We start from the raw sequence: 16,562 nt of genomic DNA on the forward strand, positions 1-16,562 counted from the left end.
CATTCCCGCCCGTCATCATTCCGTCCGCACGTCGCCGAGTGAACCGGCCCGCCAGGAAAGCCGGTTGGCGAACCGAGCCGCGGAGGTACCACCCTTGACCCGAGACCTGTCCCCGGCCGAGCAGAAGGTGCTGGCCACGATCACCGCCCGGATCGACGCGATCGTCGCCCTCGGCACCGTGGCGGAGCTGACCGCGACCGCGGTCCTGAACGGCCCGGGAGCCGCCCCCGACTACCCGGCCTTCCAGCAGCGTTTCGCCCGGCTGGGCCGCCGGACGCGCGAGGTGCGGTTCGTGGTCCGGGAGGACCTGCCCGCCACGATGGGGGCGAACACGGTGATCACCGACGAGGAACTCCCCGAGGTCCTGGAGGTCCAGCTCCGTCCGGGCCTGGTCGGCCCGGGCACCCGGGGCCTCACCGACCGCGCCCTCACCCTGGTGCACGAGCTGTCCCACAGCCTCGCGGAGGGCGTCGGGGGCCACCCGGTCAAGGACTACGCGTACCGCACCGGCTGGGCCTGGACGTACCTGTCCGCCGAGGTGGCCCGGAGCAACGCCGACACCTACGCGGAGGCCGCCGCACTGCTCGTCGAGCGGAGCGAGAACGCCTGGGGCCAGTACCAGGTGTTCGGGCGGCTCGCGGCCCGGCGCGGGCAGCTGGCCCGGCGGTCGGGCACCACCACCCTCGGCGGCGCGCTGGCCTGGCTGGACGTCATGGTCAACCGGGCCTGGGTCCGCGCCGACGACTGTGAGGGCTTCGCCCGGAAGACCTTCACCGAGGCCAAGTGGAAGACGCCGGAGTGGTCCGTCTGGAAGCGCCACGCCCGCCTGCTCGCCCTGGAGAACCAGCTGGCCTCCTGGGGGTACATCACCGAGCGGACCGTCCGCGGCGGCGTCGCCGGCCTGCTCCCCAGGGACCAGGCCGTGGTGGCCCAGCTCCTCCCCTACCTGAGAGAGCTCAAGTACGCGGTGGACCGGATCGACCCGGTCCTGGTCGAGCGCGGCGACCGGATCACCTTCGACCCGGCCTCCGGCGCCCTGCGGGTCCCGCGCGGCACGGTCGACCGCGCGCCGCTGGCACTCGCCGAACTCCTGCTGGACGCCCTGATCGAGGGCACGGGCGCCCTGCCGGCGGCGAAGCCCTTCGCCCAGCGGGCGCGGGAACTCGTCCGCGCCCTGGTCGACCAGGACCGGGACGTGGAGCGGCAGGGCGTCGCCACGCTGCGAAGCATCTTCGCGGCGGTACCGGCCGTCCAGCCGAGCGCCGACCGGTGGGCCGCCCTGGCCGTCGAACTCGATGCCGCCGTCCTCGCCGACCTGCGGTCCCGCTGGGAGCGCCTGGCGAAGGACATCCCCGCGGTGGCCAAACTGCCGGACGAGGTGGACCGGAAGGTCCTGGCCGGCCTCGCCGAGTACTTCGCGGAGGACGTCGAGCTGCTGCGCACCGTCCACGGCCGCACACCGGTGCCGCCGGACGTCCGCAGGGAGCTGGCCGCCACCCTGAAGGAGGCGGCCCTGCACATCACCAACGCCTACCCGGACCGGCGGCCGGACCTCGACAAGCCGCGCGCCCGCCTGGAGGCCCTGGCCTGACGGCCGCCGCGGAAGGGCGGCCGGTCGGCCCCACCCAAGGGCGTCCCATATTCGGGATAGCATCACGGATATGGGAATCGACACGGCCGCCGACGAGCGGCTGGCGGAACGGCTCGCCGAATTGCGGGTCGAACGCGGTTGGACGCTGGAGGAGTTGGCCGGGCGGGCGGAGGTCAGCCGCTCGACCCTGTCACGCGTGGAACGGGCCGAGGTGAGCCCCACGGCGGCGCTGCTCGGGCGGCTCTGCGCCGTGTACGGGCGGAGCATGTCGCGGCTGCTCGCCGAGGTCGAGGCGGCGCCCGCCCGGCTGGTGCGGGCCGGGGACCAGCGGGTCTGGCGGGACGAGGCGACCGGGTACGTCCGGCGCTCCGTCTCGCCGCCGCACGGTTCGCTGCGCGCCGAGGTGATCGAGGGGCGGCTGCCGGCCGGCGCCGACATCGCCTACGACAAGCCCTGCGACACCGGCCGGGAGCACCACCTCTGGGTACTGGACGGCCTGCTGTCGATGACCGTCGACGGCACGGAACACCTGCTGGAGGCCGGTGACTGCCTGCGGTTCACCGCCGAGACCAGCCGCTTCCACTGCCCCGGCCCGGCCGGCGCCCGGTACGCGCTGGTGGTGGTCGAACCGTGAGCGCGACCGGCGCGATACCGGCACCGCCGGTCAAGGAGCGGTTCGACGCGGCCGGGCGGCGGGTGCTGCTGGTCTGCGTGGCGGGCGGCTTCACCACCCTCATCGACCAGTCGGTGCTCAACACCGCGATCCCCGCGCTGCGCGAGTCGCTGCACGCCCAGCCCGCGCACCTGCAGTGGATCGTCGCCGGCTACTCGCTGGCCTTCGGACTGGCCCTGATACCCGGCGGGCGGCTCGGCGACGTGCGCGGCCGCAAGTGGTTCTTCGTCGGCGGCCTCGCCCTGTTCACCCTCGTCAGCCTGCTCTCCGCGACCGCCACCGAGCCCGGGGTGCTGGTCGCCGCCCGGCTGCTCCAGGGCGCCGGCGCCGGACTGGTGAACTCCCAGATGATCGGCACCCTCCAGGACGTCTTCCAGGGCCAGCTGCGGGCCCGCGCGCTCGGGATGTACGCCGTGACCGGCGGCCTCGCCTTCGCCCTCGGCCCGCCGATCGGCGGCGCGGTGCTCGCCGCCGTCGGACCGGAGCAGGGCTGGCGGCTGACCTTCCTGCTCAACGTGCCGTTCGGGCTGGCCACCCTGCTGCTGGCGGTCCGCCACCTGCCGCGCCCGCGCCCCAGCGCCCGGCACGCCGACCTCGACCTGGTCGGACTGCTGCTCGTCGCCGCGCTGACCCTGGCGCTGATGCTGCCGTTCGTCCAGCCTCCCGGCTGGGCCGGCTGGCTCGGGTTCGCCGCCGCGGCGGCCGCGCTGCTCGGCGCGCTGACCCGGTGGCAGCACCGCTACGCCCGGTCCGGCGGCCACCCGCTGATCCACCCGGCGCTGACCCGCTCCGCGCCTTACGCGCTGGGGACGGCGGTGGCGATGGCGCAGTTCGGCTCCTCGCTGGCCGCCGGGCTGGTGCTGACGATGTTCCTCCAGGACGGGCTGGGCCTCTCGCCGATGGGCGCGGCCCTGGTCGCGCTGCCGTCGGCGGTCGCGATGGGCTTCGCCTCGGCCTTCGCCTGGCGGGTCGTCCAGCGTTTCGGCCGGCGGACCGTCACCGCGGGCATGGCGGGTTCGGCGCTGGTGATGCTCGCGGGCGGCCTGGTCGCGCGCTGGGCGCCGACCGGTCCGCTGCCCTGGCTGCTCGCGCTGCTCCAGTTGCTGGGCGGCGCCTCGGTCGGGCTGATGGCGGCCTCCAACCAGGCGTTCGTGCTGCGGCACGCGCCGGCCGAGGCGGCCGGGGTGAGCGGGGCAATCCTGCAGATGGCACAGCGGATCGCGGCGGCGGTCAGCGTCTCGGCGCTGTCCGGCGTCTATCTGCGGGCGACCGGCGGGGGCGGCGGGCACCGGGCGGCGTACGCGTGGGCGAGCGGTGTCTGCGCGGCGCTGGCGGCGCTGGCGGTGGTCGCCTCGGTGCTGGCGGGGCGGGTGTCGGCGCGCGAAGCGGCGCGGGAGACGGCGGTGGCCGGGGAGGGCGCGCCGGGCGGCGGCCCCGTCCGCGAGACGACGCCGGCCCGTTGAGCGTTGAGCGTTGAGCGCTGCGCGAACGCCGGGCGCGATCCGGGGCGCACGTCCTAGCGTGGGAGGCATGACGGAACATCTGACGGTCGAACTACCGGGCCTCTCCCTCGCCTGCCGGGAGAGCGGCCCGGCCGGCGGCCCGCCGCTGGTCCTGCTGCACGCCCTCGGCGAGCGGGCCACCGACTGGGACGTGGTGCTCCCCGGCCTCGCCCCGCACCACCGCGTCCACGCCCTCGACCTGCGCGGCCACGGTGACAGCGGCCGTCCCGGCCGGTACAGCCTGGAGGCGATGCGGGACGACGTGCTCGCCCTGCTGGACGCCCACGGCCTGGACCGGGTGGACCTGGTCGGCCACTCGATGGGCGGCGTGGTCGCCTACCTGGTCGCCCAGGAGCGGCCGGAGCGGGTCGGCCGGCTGGTCCTGGAGGACGTCCCCGCCCCGCGTCCCCGCCCGGCCAGCCAGGTGGCGGACGCCCCCGAGGAGCCCGTCGACTTCGACTGGGGGGTGGTCCGGGCGGTCAAGGGCCAGATCGACCGGCCGGACCCGCGGTGGCTGGAGCGGATGAGCACGATCACCGCGCCCACCCTCCTGGTCGCGGGCGGCCCGACCAGCCACGTCCCGCAGGACGGACCGGCCGAACTGGCCGGACTGATCGGGGACTGCCGGCTGGTCACCGTGGACGCCGGCCACCTCGTCCACCGCACCCGCCCCGCGGAGTTCGTCGCGGCCGTGGCCCCGTTCCTCGCACCCTGACGCCCCGGCCGACCGCCCAGGCCGCCGACCCCGGCCGACGGCCGGGGTCGGGATCCGGGAGGGGCCTCAGACGCCGTGCTCGGCCGGGAGGCGGCCGGCGCGGATGGCGGTGAGCAGATCGGCGTGGTCGGCCTCGGTGCGGTCGGCGTAGGCGACCGCGAAGGTGGCCACCGCCTCGTCCAGGGCCTCGTTCTTGCCGCAGTAGCCGCTGATCACCCCCGGGTCGGCGGTGTGGGCGTGGGCGCGGGCGAGCAGCGCGCCGGTGATCCGGGCGTAGTCGTCCAGCTGCGCGGGCAGCAGGGCGGCCGGGTCCACGCTGCCCTTGCGGTTGCGGAACTGGCGCACCTGGTAGGGGAGCCCGTCGACCGTGGTCCAGCCGAGCAGGGTGTCGCTGACCACCTGCATCCGCTTCTGCCCGAGCACCACCCGGCGGCCCTCGTGGCCGTCCGCCGCGGCGACCGGGTGCCCGGCCCGGGCCAGGTGCGGCAGCAGCACGGACGGGCGCGCCTCCTTCACCTGGAGCACCAGCGGCTGCTCACGGTGGTCGGTGAGCAGGACGACGTAGGAGCGGGTGCCGACGCTGCCGGTACCCACGACGCGGAACGCCACGTCCTGCACCCGGTAGCGGGACAGCAGCGGGTGCAGCTCGGTGGGCACGGTCCGCACGTAGTCGCCGAGCGCGGTGGCGACCGCGGTGGCCGTGGCGTCCGTCACCTCGCGGAGTACCGGCGGTGCCGCGGTGAAGCGCCAGGCGCCGTCCTCCGAGCGGACGGCGGACTTGGCGGCGAACCGGGCGCTGGTGTTGCCGAGCGCCTTCGCGCCGACCTTCTCCAGCAGCTCGGTCAGGTCGTGCGCCTGGGCGAAGGAGACCAACTGCTCGTCCGCGACGGCGTTCCAGGCGTCCAGCGCGGGCAGCTTGGCCAGGGTGCGCATGGTCCGGCGGTAGGCGCCGGCCGCGTCGAAGGCGGCCTGCCGGGCGGTCGTCCCGTCGGCGCCGATCTCCCGGCCGGCCAGGACCAGGCTCGTGGCGAGGCGCTTGAGGTCCCACTCCCACGGGCCGGGGACGGTCTCGTCGAAGTCGTTGATGTCCATCACGAGCCGGCCGCGCGCGTCGCCGTACAGGCCGAAGTTGGCGGCATGGGCGTCGCCGCACAGCTGGGCGACGGTGCCGCTGGCCGGTGTGGCGGCGAGGTCGGTGGCCATCAGCCCGGCCGAACCGCGCAGGAAGGCGAACGGCGTGGCGGCCATCCGGCCCAGCCGGATCGGCACCAGCTCGGCCAGCCGGCCGTCGTTGGAGGCCTCGATCGCCTGGACGGCGGTCGGGCGGTCGGTGACGGCCGGGAACTCGGCGTGCCGCTCGCGCGGGGTGCGGGTGCGCAGGGCCTTGCCGCGCTCGCGCGCCTCGCCGTCCTGGCGCGGCGCGAAGCCCTCGACGGTGAACCGCCGTCCGGGCCCCTGCCCGGCCCCCGCCACGTCCACCGGTATCCCGGACCCGTTCACCGTCTCGGTCAGCTGCGTCACTGCGCCCCGCCCTGTCTCTGTCGTTCCCGTCCGCGGCCTGCGCGGGCGCCGGCCCGGAACCGGGCCGGCCAGCAGGGTACCGTCCGTCCGTCCGGTCTTCCGGCAGGGAGGGACGCGCCGGGGGCGACCGCGGTTCCCACCGGGGTCGGCGGGTCGTGTCGTGGCAAGTGGGCCGGTCGTAGCGGGTCGGCGGGTCGGGGGGCGGGTCGTGGACGGTCGGCGAGGGCGCCGGCCGGCCGTAGGGTGCGGGGATGGACGATCTTCGGGGGCGGTGGGCGGTCCGGGGCGCGGCCGCGGTGGCGGCGGTGCTGACGGTCGGTGCGGGGCTCGCGATGCGGACGGTGGCGGGCGGCGAGGCGGCCAAGTACGCGGGCGACGCCCTCTACACGGTGCTGCTGTACGCGCTCGCGGTGCTGGTCGCGCCGCGGCTGAGGCCGCCGGTCGCGGCCGCCTGGGCGGCGGGCCTGAGCTGGGCGGTCGAGCTGTTCCAGCTCACCGGTGTCCCGGACGGTCTGGCCCGGCGCAGCGCGCTCGCCCGGCTGGTGCTCGGCTCCACCTTCAACCCGCCGGATCTGCTCTGGTACCTGGTCGGGGCCGGTCTGGCCGCCCTCGCGCACGCGGGGGTCCGCGCGGGCACGAGGGCGACCGGACGACCGGCCGCCGTCCGACGATCCGTCAGGTGACGGTCCGTCAGAGCGGCATCAGCTCGGGGCGCTTGGGCTCGACATTGTCACCGGAGGACTCCCCGCGCAGCCGGCGGCCGACCCACGGCAGCAGGAACTCGCGGGCCCACTGGAGGTTCTCCCGGCGCTGCTCGGCGGGGGAGAGCGCCGGGGTGGACGGCCAGGGCGCCTCCGGGTCCTGCTCGGTGCGCAGCCCCAGCGAGCGGGCGGCGAGCAGGGCGACCCGCTGGTGGCCCTCGGGGGAGAGGTGCAGGCGGTCCTCGCTCCAGGCACGGCGGTCCTGGACGGCCCGCAGCGACCAGAGGTCGGCCACCTTGCAGCCGTGCCGGTCGGCGACGGCGCGCATGTGGCCGTTGTAGGTGGCGATCTTCCCGCGCAGGTGCTTGAACAGCGGCACGCCGCGCGTGTCGAAGCCGGTGCAGATCAGCACCGTTCCGGCCGCGTCGACGAGTTGGGCGACGGCGGCCTCGAAGCGCTCGGCCACCTCGTCCGGATCGCTGCCCGGGCGCAGGATGTCGTTGCCGCCCGCGCAGAAGCTGACCAGGTCGGGCTGGATCCGGCGGACCTCCGGCACCTGCTCGGCCATGATCTGGTCCAGCAGCCGGCCGCGCACCGCGAGGTTCGCGTACTGGAACCCGCCCGGCGGCCGGTCGCCGGCGAGCAGCCCCGCCAGCCGGTCGGCCCAGCCGGCGAAAGCACCGCCGGCGCCGGGGTCGTTCAGGCCCTCGGTGAAGCTGTCCCCGAGGGCGACGTACGAATTGAGGTCAAGAGTCTCCTGGAGGTACGACATGAAGGAGATAGTTCACTGTCTCAAGTGACCTACGCCACCGTAGGTGGCCGGTAGCGGGACGTGAGATCGGCCACGTCCGGTCGGACAGCCCGGGAGGGAAGGGTCGGAAGGGCCGGGAGGAGCCGGGGGGAGTCCCGCCGGAGCGGGAACGACGGGTTCGGACGTTCCGGAACGGCTCGCGAGCGCCCTTGTGCGCCAGGGGCGCGCGGGCGGGCGCGCCGGATGCGCGGGGTACTGCGCCATCCGGCGCGCCCACCCGGGTGTGGGGACGGCGCGGCCGGGGCAGCCGCTTTCTGGACCGTACGGACGTAGGCGGTGGGCGGCGCCCGTGCCCCGTACCGGGAGCCCGCGTCGGTGTGCCCCCGGTCCGGCTCCGTCCGCCTCTTCCGCTCCGCCCCTGCCCCGCCCCTGCCCCGTCCCGTTCCCGACCGCTTCCCGACCGCGGAGGTCGCCGTATGCCGTACCTAATCCCGGAGCGCACCGCGAGGCCGAGGCGCTACCTCATGTGTCGGCCGACGCACTTCACGGTCGAGTACGCGATCAACCCCTGGATGGACCCGGGGCGGCCGACCGACACCGCGCTCGCCGTCCGGCAGTGGGAGCGGCTGTACGCGCTGTACGGGCAGCTCGGCCACACCGTGGAGCTGATCGATCCGGTGCCGGGCCTGCCGGACATGGTCTACACGGCCAACGGCGCCACCGTGATCGACGGCCGGGTGCTGGTCGCGAACTTCCGCCACCCCGAGCGGGCCGGCGAGTCCGACGCCCACCAGGCCTGGTTCCGGGCCGGCGGCTACCGCGAGGTGCGGCGGGCCGCGCACGTCAACGAGGGCGAGGGCGACCACCTGGTGGCCGGCCGCCGGGTGCTGGCCGGGAGCGGCTTCCGCACCGACCCGGCCGCGCACGCCGAGGCCCGTGAGCTCTTCGGCCTCCAGGTGCTGACCCTGGCTCTGGTGGACCCGCGCTTCTACCACCTGGACACCGCGCTCGCCGTCCTCGACGAGGACCTGGTCATGTACTACCCGGAGGCGTTCACCCCGGACAGCCAGGCGCTGCTGCGCAGCCTCTACCCGGACGCCGTCCTCGCCGATCGCGAGGACGCCGAGGTGTTCGGCCTGAACGCCGTCTCCGACGGCCGCCGGGTGCTGCTGCCGGAGGCCGCGAAGGCGCTGGCCGCCCGCCTCGCCGACGAGGGCTTCGAGCCGATACCGGTCGACCTCTCCGAGCTGTTCAAGGGCGGCGGCGGCCCCAAGTGCTGCACGCTCGAACTCCGGCCCTGAGGTCCCGCTTCGGCGCCCCCACGCCCCCGCGCCCCCGCCGGAGGTCGGTCCCGCACCGGCACGACCTCCAGGATGCGGGGGCCGTGCACGCCCTCCACCCCGGGTGAGTTCGATGTCGCTGGTGGCCGACGGGCCGGGGAGCCGGCGCGGGTCGAGCCGCCGGGTGCGGGCGCCGACTCGACCGCCCCGGCCCGCAGCGGACCGGGGCGGTCGAGCGCACAGGTGGCGGCGGCCGTCGCGGCCGGGACCGCCTGGTCCTTCACCGTGGAGGTGCCGCCGAAGCCGCTGCACTCCTCGACGCCCAGGACGTCGACCAGGGACTCGCTCGGCTCGTACACCCGGAGCGTCAACTCGCCGACGGAGGCCGCCAGTCCGCCGCCGGCCCGGGCGGCGGTCCGCAGGTGGGCGGTGCGCACCGCCGCCACGCAGGGGCCGGACGGCGCCACCCCGTGCTCCCGGCGCCGAAGCCGGGCCGATTCGTGCCGGATGCTACTGGCAATCGCCTTGGGATGCGCGCAGGCTGGGAACAGGGATTGCACGCCGCCAGGTGGTCCGAACAACGGCGGAACGGAACATCGCCGTCACTCCCCGGACCGCGGGCGCGCATTTTTCAGATCAGAGGTGGCACCATGACCAGGGCATTGGACCGGGAGCTCTCCCGGCCGGTCGGCCGGGTCGTCCCCGACGACTTACCTCAGTACTCCTCGGCCGAGGAATTCGAGCGTCTCCTCACGGAATTCGGTGCGGCCCAGCTGGCCGAGCTGCGCGGCCGCCGCCGGTATCCCGACGACCTCGCGGCCGCGATTACGCCGCCGCAGGGCGGCGGCGAGCTGGTGGAGGACTTCAAGCGCGATCTGCTGGAGAGCTACGCCGACCGCGTCCGACCGGAACTCGCCGAGCTCACGGTCAACCTCCAGCCCGGCAGCCAGGTGGTTGCCGCTCCCTACGACAACAGCTGGCAGACCGGCCTCGGGCTTCCGCTGTCACGCCTCGACGGACACATGACGCTGATCGGGGGCGACACGTTCTCCGGCGCCGGCTTCAGCTTCTTCGTCCAGGCCACGGCGCGTGCCTCGGTCGTCGTCACTCCGCAGGGGACGTACGAGCACTCCTTCTTCGACCTCCAGACCCACCCCAACCTGCAGACCCGCGGCGGAGCCGGGGCGATCGTCTTCCGCAATACGGTGCAGGACGTGAAGACCGAGATCACGCTCTGGAACCGCGTCGGGATGTCGCCCGTCTCGGGGGAGACGGTGCGGTTGGGGATCACCGATCTCGTCGGGCTCTCCGGCGGACCTTTCCCCGGGAGCCGCCTGTTCCCGGTCGTCTTCGACATCAACCCGGGGGACACCTGTGAAGTGTGGATCTACCTGTGGAACACGTGCTCCGGGACGACGGGGACGCCGTTCTTCTGCACCCAGACCGGCAAGGTGCCGATGGTGACCCTCAACGCCGGGCCACCGTTCGTCGGGCCGCACTGAGCAGCGGTGACGGTCGGACAGCCCGGCGTACGGGGCGGGGGCGCGGTCAGGGGCCGGCGTCAGGCGTCCTGGCCGAGCCAGAGGTCGGGGCCGAACACCTCGTAGTGGATGTCGGCGGCCGGGACGCCCGCCGCGAGGAGCTGGGCCCGGACCGAGCGCAGGAAGGGCAGCGGGCCGCAGAGGTAGGCGGTGGCGCCCGCGGGGACGTCGACCGTGGACAGGTCGACCAGGCCGGTCCGGTCGGCCGGCCAGTCGCCGAGCGGACGCTCGTAGAAGACGTGGGCGTCGGCGTCGGGCAGCTTGGCGGTCAGCTGGGCGAGGTCGGCCCGGAAGGCGTGCGACAGCTGGTCGCGGTCGCCGTGCACGGTGACGACCCGGCGGGTGGAGCCGGTGGCGGCGAGATGGGCCAGCATGGCGGTGATCGGCGTGTTGCCGATGCCGGCCGAGGCGAGCAGCACCGGACCCTCGCCCTCGGCGAGCGCGACATCGCCGAACGGCGGGGAGACTTCGAGGACGTCCCCGGCGCGCAGGTGCTCGTGCAGGTGGTTGGAGACCTCGCCGACCGGGCCGCCGGCGGCCTCGGCGGTGGCCCGCTTGACGGTGAACCGGAAGGCGCCGTCCGCCACCCCGGAGAGGCTGTACTGCCGGATCTGCCGGGCGCCGTCCGGGAGTTCGGCGCGCACCGAGAGGTACTGGCCGGGCCTGGCGGCCGGCATCGGGCGGCCGTCGGCCGGGCGGACCAGGTAGGTGGTGACGTCGTCGGTCTCCGGGTAGCGGGCGACCACGGTGTACGGGCGCCAGAGGTCGGCGGGGTCGAGGTGCTGGGCGGCGGCGGCCTCGGCGCGCAGCCGGCCCTCGATGGCGATCAGGGCGTTCGCCATCAGCCAGTAGACCTCGTCCCAGGCGGCCGCGACCTCGGGGGTGACGGCCTCGCCGAGCACCTCCACGATGGCGGCGAACAGGTGCTCGTGGACGATCCGGTACTGGTCGTCGCTGATGCCGACCGACACGTGCTTGTGCGCGATGCGGGCGAGCAGGGCGTCCGGGCGGGTGTCCGGGGCGGCGATCAGGGCGGTCGCGAAGGCGGCTATCGAGCCCGCGAGCGCCTGTCGCTGGCTGCCGTTGGACTGGTTGCCGCGGTTGAACAGGTCGCGCAGCAGCTCCGGGTGGGCGGCGAACATCCGGTCGTAGAACAGCGGCGTGATGTCGCCGATCGCGCCACCCACGACGGGCAGGGTGGCTTCGACGACCTCGGCGGACTTGGCGGACAGCATCGGAGGCGCTCCAAATTGGTATCTGAGAGTCGTATTCACGGCCGTGCGGCTGCGCGGACCGGTGGGCGGTGGGGTGGTGGTGCGGTGGGGTCGGCCGGGGTGGCTCAGCCGGAGGGGCCGGGGCCCGGGCCGGGGTCCGGTCGAGTGGTGAGGCCGAGCAGGACCGGTCCGGTCGGCGCGGCCACCAGATCGCCGATCGAGAGCGGGTCCAGAGTGGCGAAGAACGCCTCCTGCGCGGTGCGCAGTGCCCCGCGCAGTCGGCAGGCCGCCCGCAGCGGGCACGGTGGTTCCTCCTCGCAGCCGACCACGTCGCCCACACCTTCCAGCTCGCGCAGCAGCGGGCCGAGCGAGCCGGTGCGGCCGGCGGTGGTGAGGGACAGGCCCCCGCCGTGGCCGCGCCGCGCCTCCACCACGCCGAGGTGCCGCAGTCGGCTGACCACCTTGGCGGCGTGGGTGTAGGGCACGCCGACCGCCTCGGCCACCTCGCGGGTGGTCGGGTTGGCCTCCTCGTCGAGGACGGCCAGCCGCATGGCGATGCGGAGGGCGATGTCGGTGCTCTTGGTCAGCCTCACGTTCGAAAGGCTAGCGAATACGACTCCACGACTCCAATTTCCTGCACGCGCCACCCGGCGGAGCCGAACCGTTACCCGCCGAAGCGTCCGGCACGCTGTCCGTCGGGCAGGTCAACTGCTTTACTGGCCAAGCTCGTTCGCCGGAATTCGACCTGGGGAATGGGGACAGCATGGACAGTGGCACCCCACCGTCACCTCCGCCGCAGGAACCCTCGCGGACACCACCGCCCTACCCGCCGCCCTCGCCCTACCCGCCGCCGCGCCCGCCCGCCCCGCCACAGGGGTATCCGCCGCCGTCGCCTCCGCCACTCCCGCCGGTCCGGACCGGACCGGTCCTCCCGCCGAGGCGGGTGCCGCCGCAGCCGGAACCGGTGCGCCCCCGGCAGGTACCACCCGAGCCGGTGCCCGCCGAGCCGCCGGAGCAGTACGACACCCCGACGTACCTGGGCCCCTCGTTCACCTCCGCCGGTACGCCCGGTCCCGCGTCCGGCGGCCCCGGGGCGCCCGGCCCCGCGTCCGGTCCCACTCCCGCCCCCGTTCCCGGCCCCGCATCCGCTCCCGCTTCCGCCTTCGCACCCGGCCCCGCCGTCCCGGCGACGCCCGAGAACCTGCACCACCAGGCGGGCACCGTCCCCGGCGACGCCACCCGCTACCTGTGCGCCGCCGCCTGGCTGGACCGGCGCTTCCGCGCCACGCTGATCGAGGAACTGGTCGAGCAGTCCTTCCGGATCCCCGCCCCCTCGCCCGGCACCGACCTCGTCCGGGTGCTGCACGAGGCCCTGACCGCCCGCCGCTGGGAGGCCAGGACCGGCCTGTTCTGCGTCCTCGTCATCGTCCTGGCCTTCCCGGTGCTCGGCCTCGGCGCCGGACTCGCGGCCCTGGCGCTGCTCCTGCTGCTCACCCTGGCCGGCGGCGGCCTCGGGTCCGGCCGGATGGACCACCGGCTCGGCCTGGAGATCGAGCGGCTGATGATCACCCCCCGGTCGCCGCGCGCCACCGGCTGGCGCGGGACCGTCGCCGGCCTCGGCCGGCTGCTCGCCACCCTGGCCCTGGTGGCCACCGTCGCCGGCTACCTCTACGGCCCGCTCCAGGAGTCCGACCTGAACCGGGTGTTCGTCCCCGACCTGTCCGGCCCGACCGGCGCCGGCCTGCTCGTCGAACTGGCCCTGCTCTGGCTCGCCGCCGCCCTGCTGCGCTACCGGCTGCGGCGCCGGCTGTCCGCCCTCGCGGGGATGGACCCCACCCCCGTGCCGCCGCCGAGCCCCCGCGGCTCGCGGGCCGCCCGGGTGTACGAGCGGCTGGGCGAGCAGCAGGCCGGACCGGAGCTGCTCTACCGCCGCCAGGCCCCCCTGGTCGGCCTGGGCACGGCCGGCCGGATCTGGCGGATGACCTTCGAGCTGCGCCCCTCCGCCGAACGGGCCGCGCAGGGCCGGGCGCCGGACGTGATCGACAGCACTACGCTCTACCGCTCCGTCGCGGCGCGGGTCCGCGCGCTCGCCCAGGACCAGCGCTACCCGGAGGACTCCCTGCGCGGACTCTCCGTCACCGACCGGGTGTTCCGCCCCAGTCTGCGCGACGACGCCCCGGACAGCTGGCTGGGCGCGATGTCCGGCCGGGCCGGGGAGCAGGTCCTGCTCGAACCGGCCTGGGCCGACCTGCTGAGCCGGTCCGGCCACGAGCGGCTCCGGCACTACCTGGCGATCCGGGTCGGCTCCTGGCAGGAGGAGGTCGTGGTCACCGTGCTGGTCCGGGCCAGTACCCGCGGCGGCCTGCTGTACCTGGAGTGGCTGCCGTACGTGCTGGGCCCGGTGGCGCAGGAGTACCACGTGGTCGACCTGCTGGGCCACCGCTCCGGCTTCATGCACGGGATGAACGCGCTCGGCTGGTCCGCGCGCCGGCTCGGCGGCGACACGGCGATCGCCGTCGGCCAGGTCCGGCAGGTCTGGCAGTCGCGCCGCCGGACCGCCCGGCTCGCCCGCCGGTACCGCCATCTGACCCGGGCCGGCTACGCCGTCGACTACGCGCCCCGGTCGAGCGTCCGTGAACTCGGCGGCGGCGCGGCGTACCAGAACATCTTCCAGGAGCACGACGTGCAGCGCTTCCTGAGCACCGTGACCGAGCGGGTGTTCAGCGCGGTCGGCGGCGAGCTGAAGGCGCGCGGCTACGACAGCGCGGCCTTCGAGGAGCAGTCGCAGAGCATCACCAACATCAACAACGGTGGTGTCCAGGTGGTGGGTTCCACCGTGCACGGCCCGGTCGCGGGCGGTGCCGGGGCCAAGGTCGACATCGGCAAGGAGAAGGGGAAGGGCAAGTGACCGAGGACGCGAACGCCGCCGGGCCGGAGGCGGACCAGCCGCCCGCCGGGGCCAACTGGAACACCGGCGGGGTCCAGGTGGTGGGCTCCACCGTGCACGGCCCGGTGGCCGGCGGCCAGGGCGCGACCGTGCGGATCGGCGCGGACGCGGCCCGGCCGGCCCCGGCCGGGCCCGAGGCCCTGCGGGCGGCGGCCGAGGCGCTGCGCGCCGCGCTCGCCCGGCTGCGGGCCGAACGGCCGGGCACCGTCGCGGACGCCGACGCCGAGGACGCGGACGCCGCCCTGGCCGGCATCCTCGCCGAGACGGCACTCGACGAGCCCCGCGAAGGCCCGCTGCGCCGACGGGTCGGCACGGTGGTCGACGCGCTGCGCACGGTCGCGGTGCTGGCGGCGGCGGTGACCGGTCTGGAGGCGGCCTTCGCGGCGCTGTTCGGGCAGATCTGAGCCGCTGCCCGATCGCGCCGTCCGTTCAGGCACCGCCCGGCCGCCTGGTGTACGGTCGGTTACCGTGCGCACGAAGGCGTGCCCACCGCCGAGTTGACGCGGCGGGCCGCCGGCGGGGGCCGGACTTGAACGTCGGACGGGGAAGAGCGGGAGAGCGACATGGGACGCGCTGACTGGGTGTCGGGGGAGCGGCCGGGCGAGCCGGGCCGGGAGTCCTGGACGGGGGTGGACCTCCGGATGGACGTCCCGCACTCGGCCCGGGTGTACGACTACCTCATCGGCGGCAAGACCAACTTCGCGCCGGACCGGGTCGCCGCCCACGCCTCCGTGCAGGCCTGGCCGGCCCTCCCGACCTCGATGCGGACGACCCGCACCTTCATGGAGCGGGTGGTCCGCCACCTCGCCGAGAAGCACGGGGTGCGGCAGTTCCTGGACATCGGCACGGGCATCCCCACCTCGCCGAACGTGCACGAGATCGCCCAGGCGGTGGCCCCGGAGTCCCGGGTGGTGTACGTCGACAACGACCCGATCGTGCTGACCCACGCCCGTGCGCTGATGTCCAGCGGGCCGGCGGGCCGCACCGCCTACCTGGACGCCGACCTGCGCGACGTCGATTCGATCCTGGACTCGCCGGCGCTGCGCGAGGTGATCGACCTCTCCCGGCCGGTGGCGCTGTCGCTGATCGCGATCGTGCACTTCGTCCTCGACGCGGACGACCCGCAGGGCCTCGTGCGGCGGCTGATGGACCGGCTGGCGCCGGGGAGCTTCCTCGCGCTGACCGTCTTCACCGGTGACACCGACCCGGTGGGCGTCGGCGGGGTGGGCCGCGAGTACAACGCCCGGGGCATCCCGCTGCAGATCCGCGACCGGGCCGAGACCCTGGCCTTCTTCGACGGCTACGAGCTGCTGGACCCCGGGGTCACCCTGGTCCACCAGTGGAACCCCGACCCGGACGCCGCGCCGATCCGGGACCAGGACATCGCGATGTACGGCGGCGTGGCCGTCAAGCGCTGAGCCGGGACGGTCCCGCCGTCCGCCCAACTCCCCTGTCCGCGAAGCAGGAAGACGATCACTCAAGCTCTGGCATACTCGCCCCTGCACATCGTGGTACGGACGACAGGGGGGCGCGCGATGTCGGCAGTGGAGCCTGTGGCGGAGCCGGGCGGGGATTCCTCCCGCTCACCGGGACCGGCGTCGTCGTCCCCGCCGCCGATCCACTGGAGCATCTACGTTCTGATCTGCGCGGTCCTCGTCGGCTACGCGGCGATGATGACCTTCCTGGCGCTCAAGCGCGGCGACGCCAACTGGGACCGCCTGGTCTTCCTCTTCTCCGGCCTGGAGGCCATCGTCTTCGCCGCCGCCGGTCTGGCCTTCGGCGGCTCCGTCCAGCGCGGCGCGCTCAACGCGGCCCGGGAGGACGCGGCGGCCGCGCGGGCGGAGGCCGGCCGCCAGGCCGAGGCCGCCGAGGCGGGGCGCGACAACAACGACGTCCTCGACACCCTGCTCAGCACGATCGAGCTCGGCGCCGCCGCCGAACGTGCGGGTGCCGAAGGCGGTGCGGGCACCGACGGGGGCGACGCCGCCCGCACCGCCGAGCTGCCGCCCGGCGCCCACGGCGCCCGCCCGCTCGCCGCACCGGCGCGGAGCTGGAGCATGGTCGAACTGGAGCAGTTCGCCCGCACCCTGCAGGAACGCAAGGCGGCCGGCCGACGGACATCCTGA

The 16,562-nt window shown here is 75.0% G+C and carries 15 protein-coding genes; 11 read left to right on the top strand and 4 right to left on the bottom strand.

Translation table 11 applies throughout. From position 1 onward, the window contains the following. The first annotated feature begins 94 nt into the window (after positions 1-94). The 4 genes from SM793_RS18150 to SM793_RS18165 all read left to right on the top strand — a co-directional run bounded on the left by SM793_RS18150 (position 95) and on the right by SM793_RS18165 (position 4,481). Positions 95-1,591, top strand: coding sequence for a hypothetical protein (locus SM793_RS18150; protein ID WP_320439243.1), 1,497 nt, complete (start codon positions 95-97; stop codon positions 1,589-1,591). A gap of 70 nt (positions 1,592-1,661) precedes the next feature. Then, positions 1,662-2,225: an XRE family transcriptional regulator gene (locus tag SM793_RS18155; protein ID WP_320439244.1), complete on the top strand. Its 564-nt coding sequence runs from the start codon at positions 1,662-1,664 to the stop codon at positions 2,223-2,225. Further along, positions 2,222-3,727 (top strand): MFS transporter, encoded by a 1,506-nt coding sequence (locus SM793_RS18160; protein ID WP_320439245.1) that lies wholly within the window; start codon positions 2,222-2,224, stop codon positions 3,725-3,727. Before SM793_RS18155 ends, SM793_RS18160 begins: the two co-directional genes overlap by 4 nt. A 67-nt stretch (positions 3,728-3,794) precedes the next feature. Then, positions 3,795-4,481, top strand: a complete 687-nt coding sequence (locus tag SM793_RS18165) for an alpha/beta fold hydrolase (protein ID WP_320439246.1) — start codon at positions 3,795-3,797, stop codon at positions 4,479-4,481. Between the two features lie 66 nt (positions 4,482-4,547). Here SM793_RS18165 and SM793_RS18170 read toward each other — a convergent pair whose 3' ends face one another. Further along, complete coding sequence (locus SM793_RS18170) at positions 4,548-6,002, bottom strand: DUF2252 domain-containing protein (protein WP_320439247.1); 1,455 nt, start codon at positions 6,000-6,002, stop codon at positions 4,548-4,550. A gap of 251 nt (positions 6,003-6,253) precedes the next feature. Here SM793_RS18170 and SM793_RS18175 point away from each other — a divergent pair, with 251 nt between their 5' ends. Next, complete coding sequence (locus SM793_RS18175; RefSeq protein WP_320439248.1) at positions 6,254-6,685, top strand: DUF2809 domain-containing protein; 432 nt, start codon at positions 6,254-6,256, stop codon at positions 6,683-6,685. Between the two features lie 7 nt (positions 6,686-6,692). Here SM793_RS18175 and SM793_RS18180 read toward each other — a convergent pair whose 3' ends face one another. Then, positions 6,693-7,475, bottom strand: coding sequence for an SGNH/GDSL hydrolase family protein (locus SM793_RS18180; RefSeq protein WP_320439249.1), 783 nt, complete (start codon positions 7,473-7,475; stop codon positions 6,693-6,695). 455 nt (positions 7,476-7,930) lie between these two features. Here SM793_RS18180 and ddaH point away from each other — a divergent pair, with 455 nt between their 5' ends. Together ddaH and SM793_RS18190 are read left to right on the top strand one after the other, a co-directional pair. Then, a complete protein-coding gene (gene ddaH / locus SM793_RS18185) occupies positions 7,931-8,755 on the top strand; it encodes a dimethylargininase (protein WP_320439250.1) in 825 nt (274 codons plus the stop codon). 629 nt (positions 8,756-9,384) lie between these two features. Next, positions 9,385-10,236, top strand: a complete 852-nt coding sequence (locus tag SM793_RS18190) for a hypothetical protein (protein ID WP_320439251.1) — start codon at positions 9,385-9,387, stop codon at positions 10,234-10,236. Positions 10,237-10,295: 59 nt separating this feature from the next. On the opposite strand, the gene SM793_RS18195 is transcribed toward SM793_RS18190, so the two are convergent. Both SM793_RS18195 and SM793_RS18200 read right to left on the bottom strand, forming a co-directional pair. Beyond that, complete coding sequence (locus SM793_RS18195; RefSeq protein ID WP_320439252.1) at positions 10,296-11,510, bottom strand: globin domain-containing protein; 1,215 nt, start codon at positions 11,508-11,510, stop codon at positions 10,296-10,298. A 104-nt stretch (positions 11,511-11,614) separates the two neighbouring features. Beyond that, positions 11,615-12,082 carry an Rrf2 family transcriptional regulator gene (locus tag SM793_RS18200; RefSeq protein ID WP_320439253.1) on the bottom strand — a complete coding sequence of 156 codons (468 nt, stop codon included), beginning with the start codon at positions 12,080-12,082 and terminating at the stop codon, positions 11,615-11,617. A 401-nt stretch (positions 12,083-12,483) separates the two neighbouring features. On the opposite strand from SM793_RS18200, the gene SM793_RS18205 reads away from it, so the two are divergent. The 4 genes from SM793_RS18205 (at position 12,484) to SM793_RS18220 (ending at position 16,562) form a co-directional block, all read left to right on the top strand. After that, the gene (locus tag SM793_RS18205; protein WP_320439254.1) at positions 12,484-14,397 is read left to right on the top strand and encodes a hypothetical protein; all 1,914 of its coding nucleotides are present in this window, start codon (positions 12,484-12,486) and stop codon (positions 14,395-14,397) included. Further along, a complete protein-coding gene (locus SM793_RS18210; protein ID WP_320439255.1) occupies positions 14,394-14,840 on the top strand; it encodes a hypothetical protein in 447 nt (148 codons plus the stop codon). The genes SM793_RS18205 and SM793_RS18210 overlap by 4 nt, the downstream gene beginning before the upstream one ends. A gap of 159 nt (positions 14,841-14,999) precedes the next feature. Further along, entirely contained in the window at positions 15,000-15,854 is an 855-nt protein-coding gene (locus SM793_RS18215; protein ID WP_413815985.1) for an SAM-dependent methyltransferase, read from the top strand. Between the two features lie 117 nt (positions 15,855-15,971). After that, positions 15,972-16,562 (top strand): hypothetical protein, encoded by a 591-nt coding sequence (locus SM793_RS18220; protein WP_320439256.1) that lies wholly within the window; start codon positions 15,972-15,974, stop codon positions 16,560-16,562.

Origin of the sequence: Kitasatospora purpeofusca (genome assembly GCF_034043715.1) — a bacterium.
Lineage (GTDB): Bacteria > Actinomycetota > Actinomycetes > Streptomycetales > Streptomycetaceae > Kitasatospora > Kitasatospora purpeofusca_A.

Bases quoted from the DNA above. Each gene is read 5' to 3' on its own strand.
- SM793_RS18155 (WP_320439244.1), top strand. From the start codon at position 1,662: ATGGGAATCGACACGGCCGCCGACGAGCGGCTGGCGGAACGGCTCGCC.
- SM793_RS18165 (WP_320439246.1), top strand. From the start codon at position 3,795: ATGACGGAACATCTGACGGTCGAACTACCGGGCCTCTCCCTCGCCTGC.
- SM793_RS18175 (WP_320439248.1), top strand. From the start codon at position 6,254: ATGGACGATCTTCGGGGGCGGTGGGCGGTCCGGGGCGCGGCCGCGGTG.
- SM793_RS18180 (WP_320439249.1), bottom strand. From the start codon at position 7,475: ATGTCGTACCTCCAGGAGACTCTTGACCTCAATTCGTACGTCGCCCTC.
- ddaH (WP_320439250.1), top strand. From the start codon at position 7,931: ATGCCGTACCTAATCCCGGAGCGCACCGCGAGGCCGAGGCGCTACCTC.
- SM793_RS18190 (WP_320439251.1), top strand. From the start codon at position 9,385: ATGACCAGGGCATTGGACCGGGAGCTCTCCCGGCCGGTCGGCCGGGTC.
- SM793_RS18195 (WP_320439252.1), bottom strand. From the start codon at position 11,510: ATGCTGTCCGCCAAGTCCGCCGAGGTCGTCGAAGCCACCCTGCCCGTC.
- SM793_RS18215 (WP_413815985.1), top strand. From the start codon at position 15,000: ATGGGACGCGCTGACTGGGTGTCGGGGGAGCGGCCGGGCGAGCCGGGC.
- SM793_RS18220 (WP_320439256.1), top strand. From the start codon at position 15,972: ATGTCGGCAGTGGAGCCTGTGGCGGAGCCGGGCGGGGATTCCTCCCGC.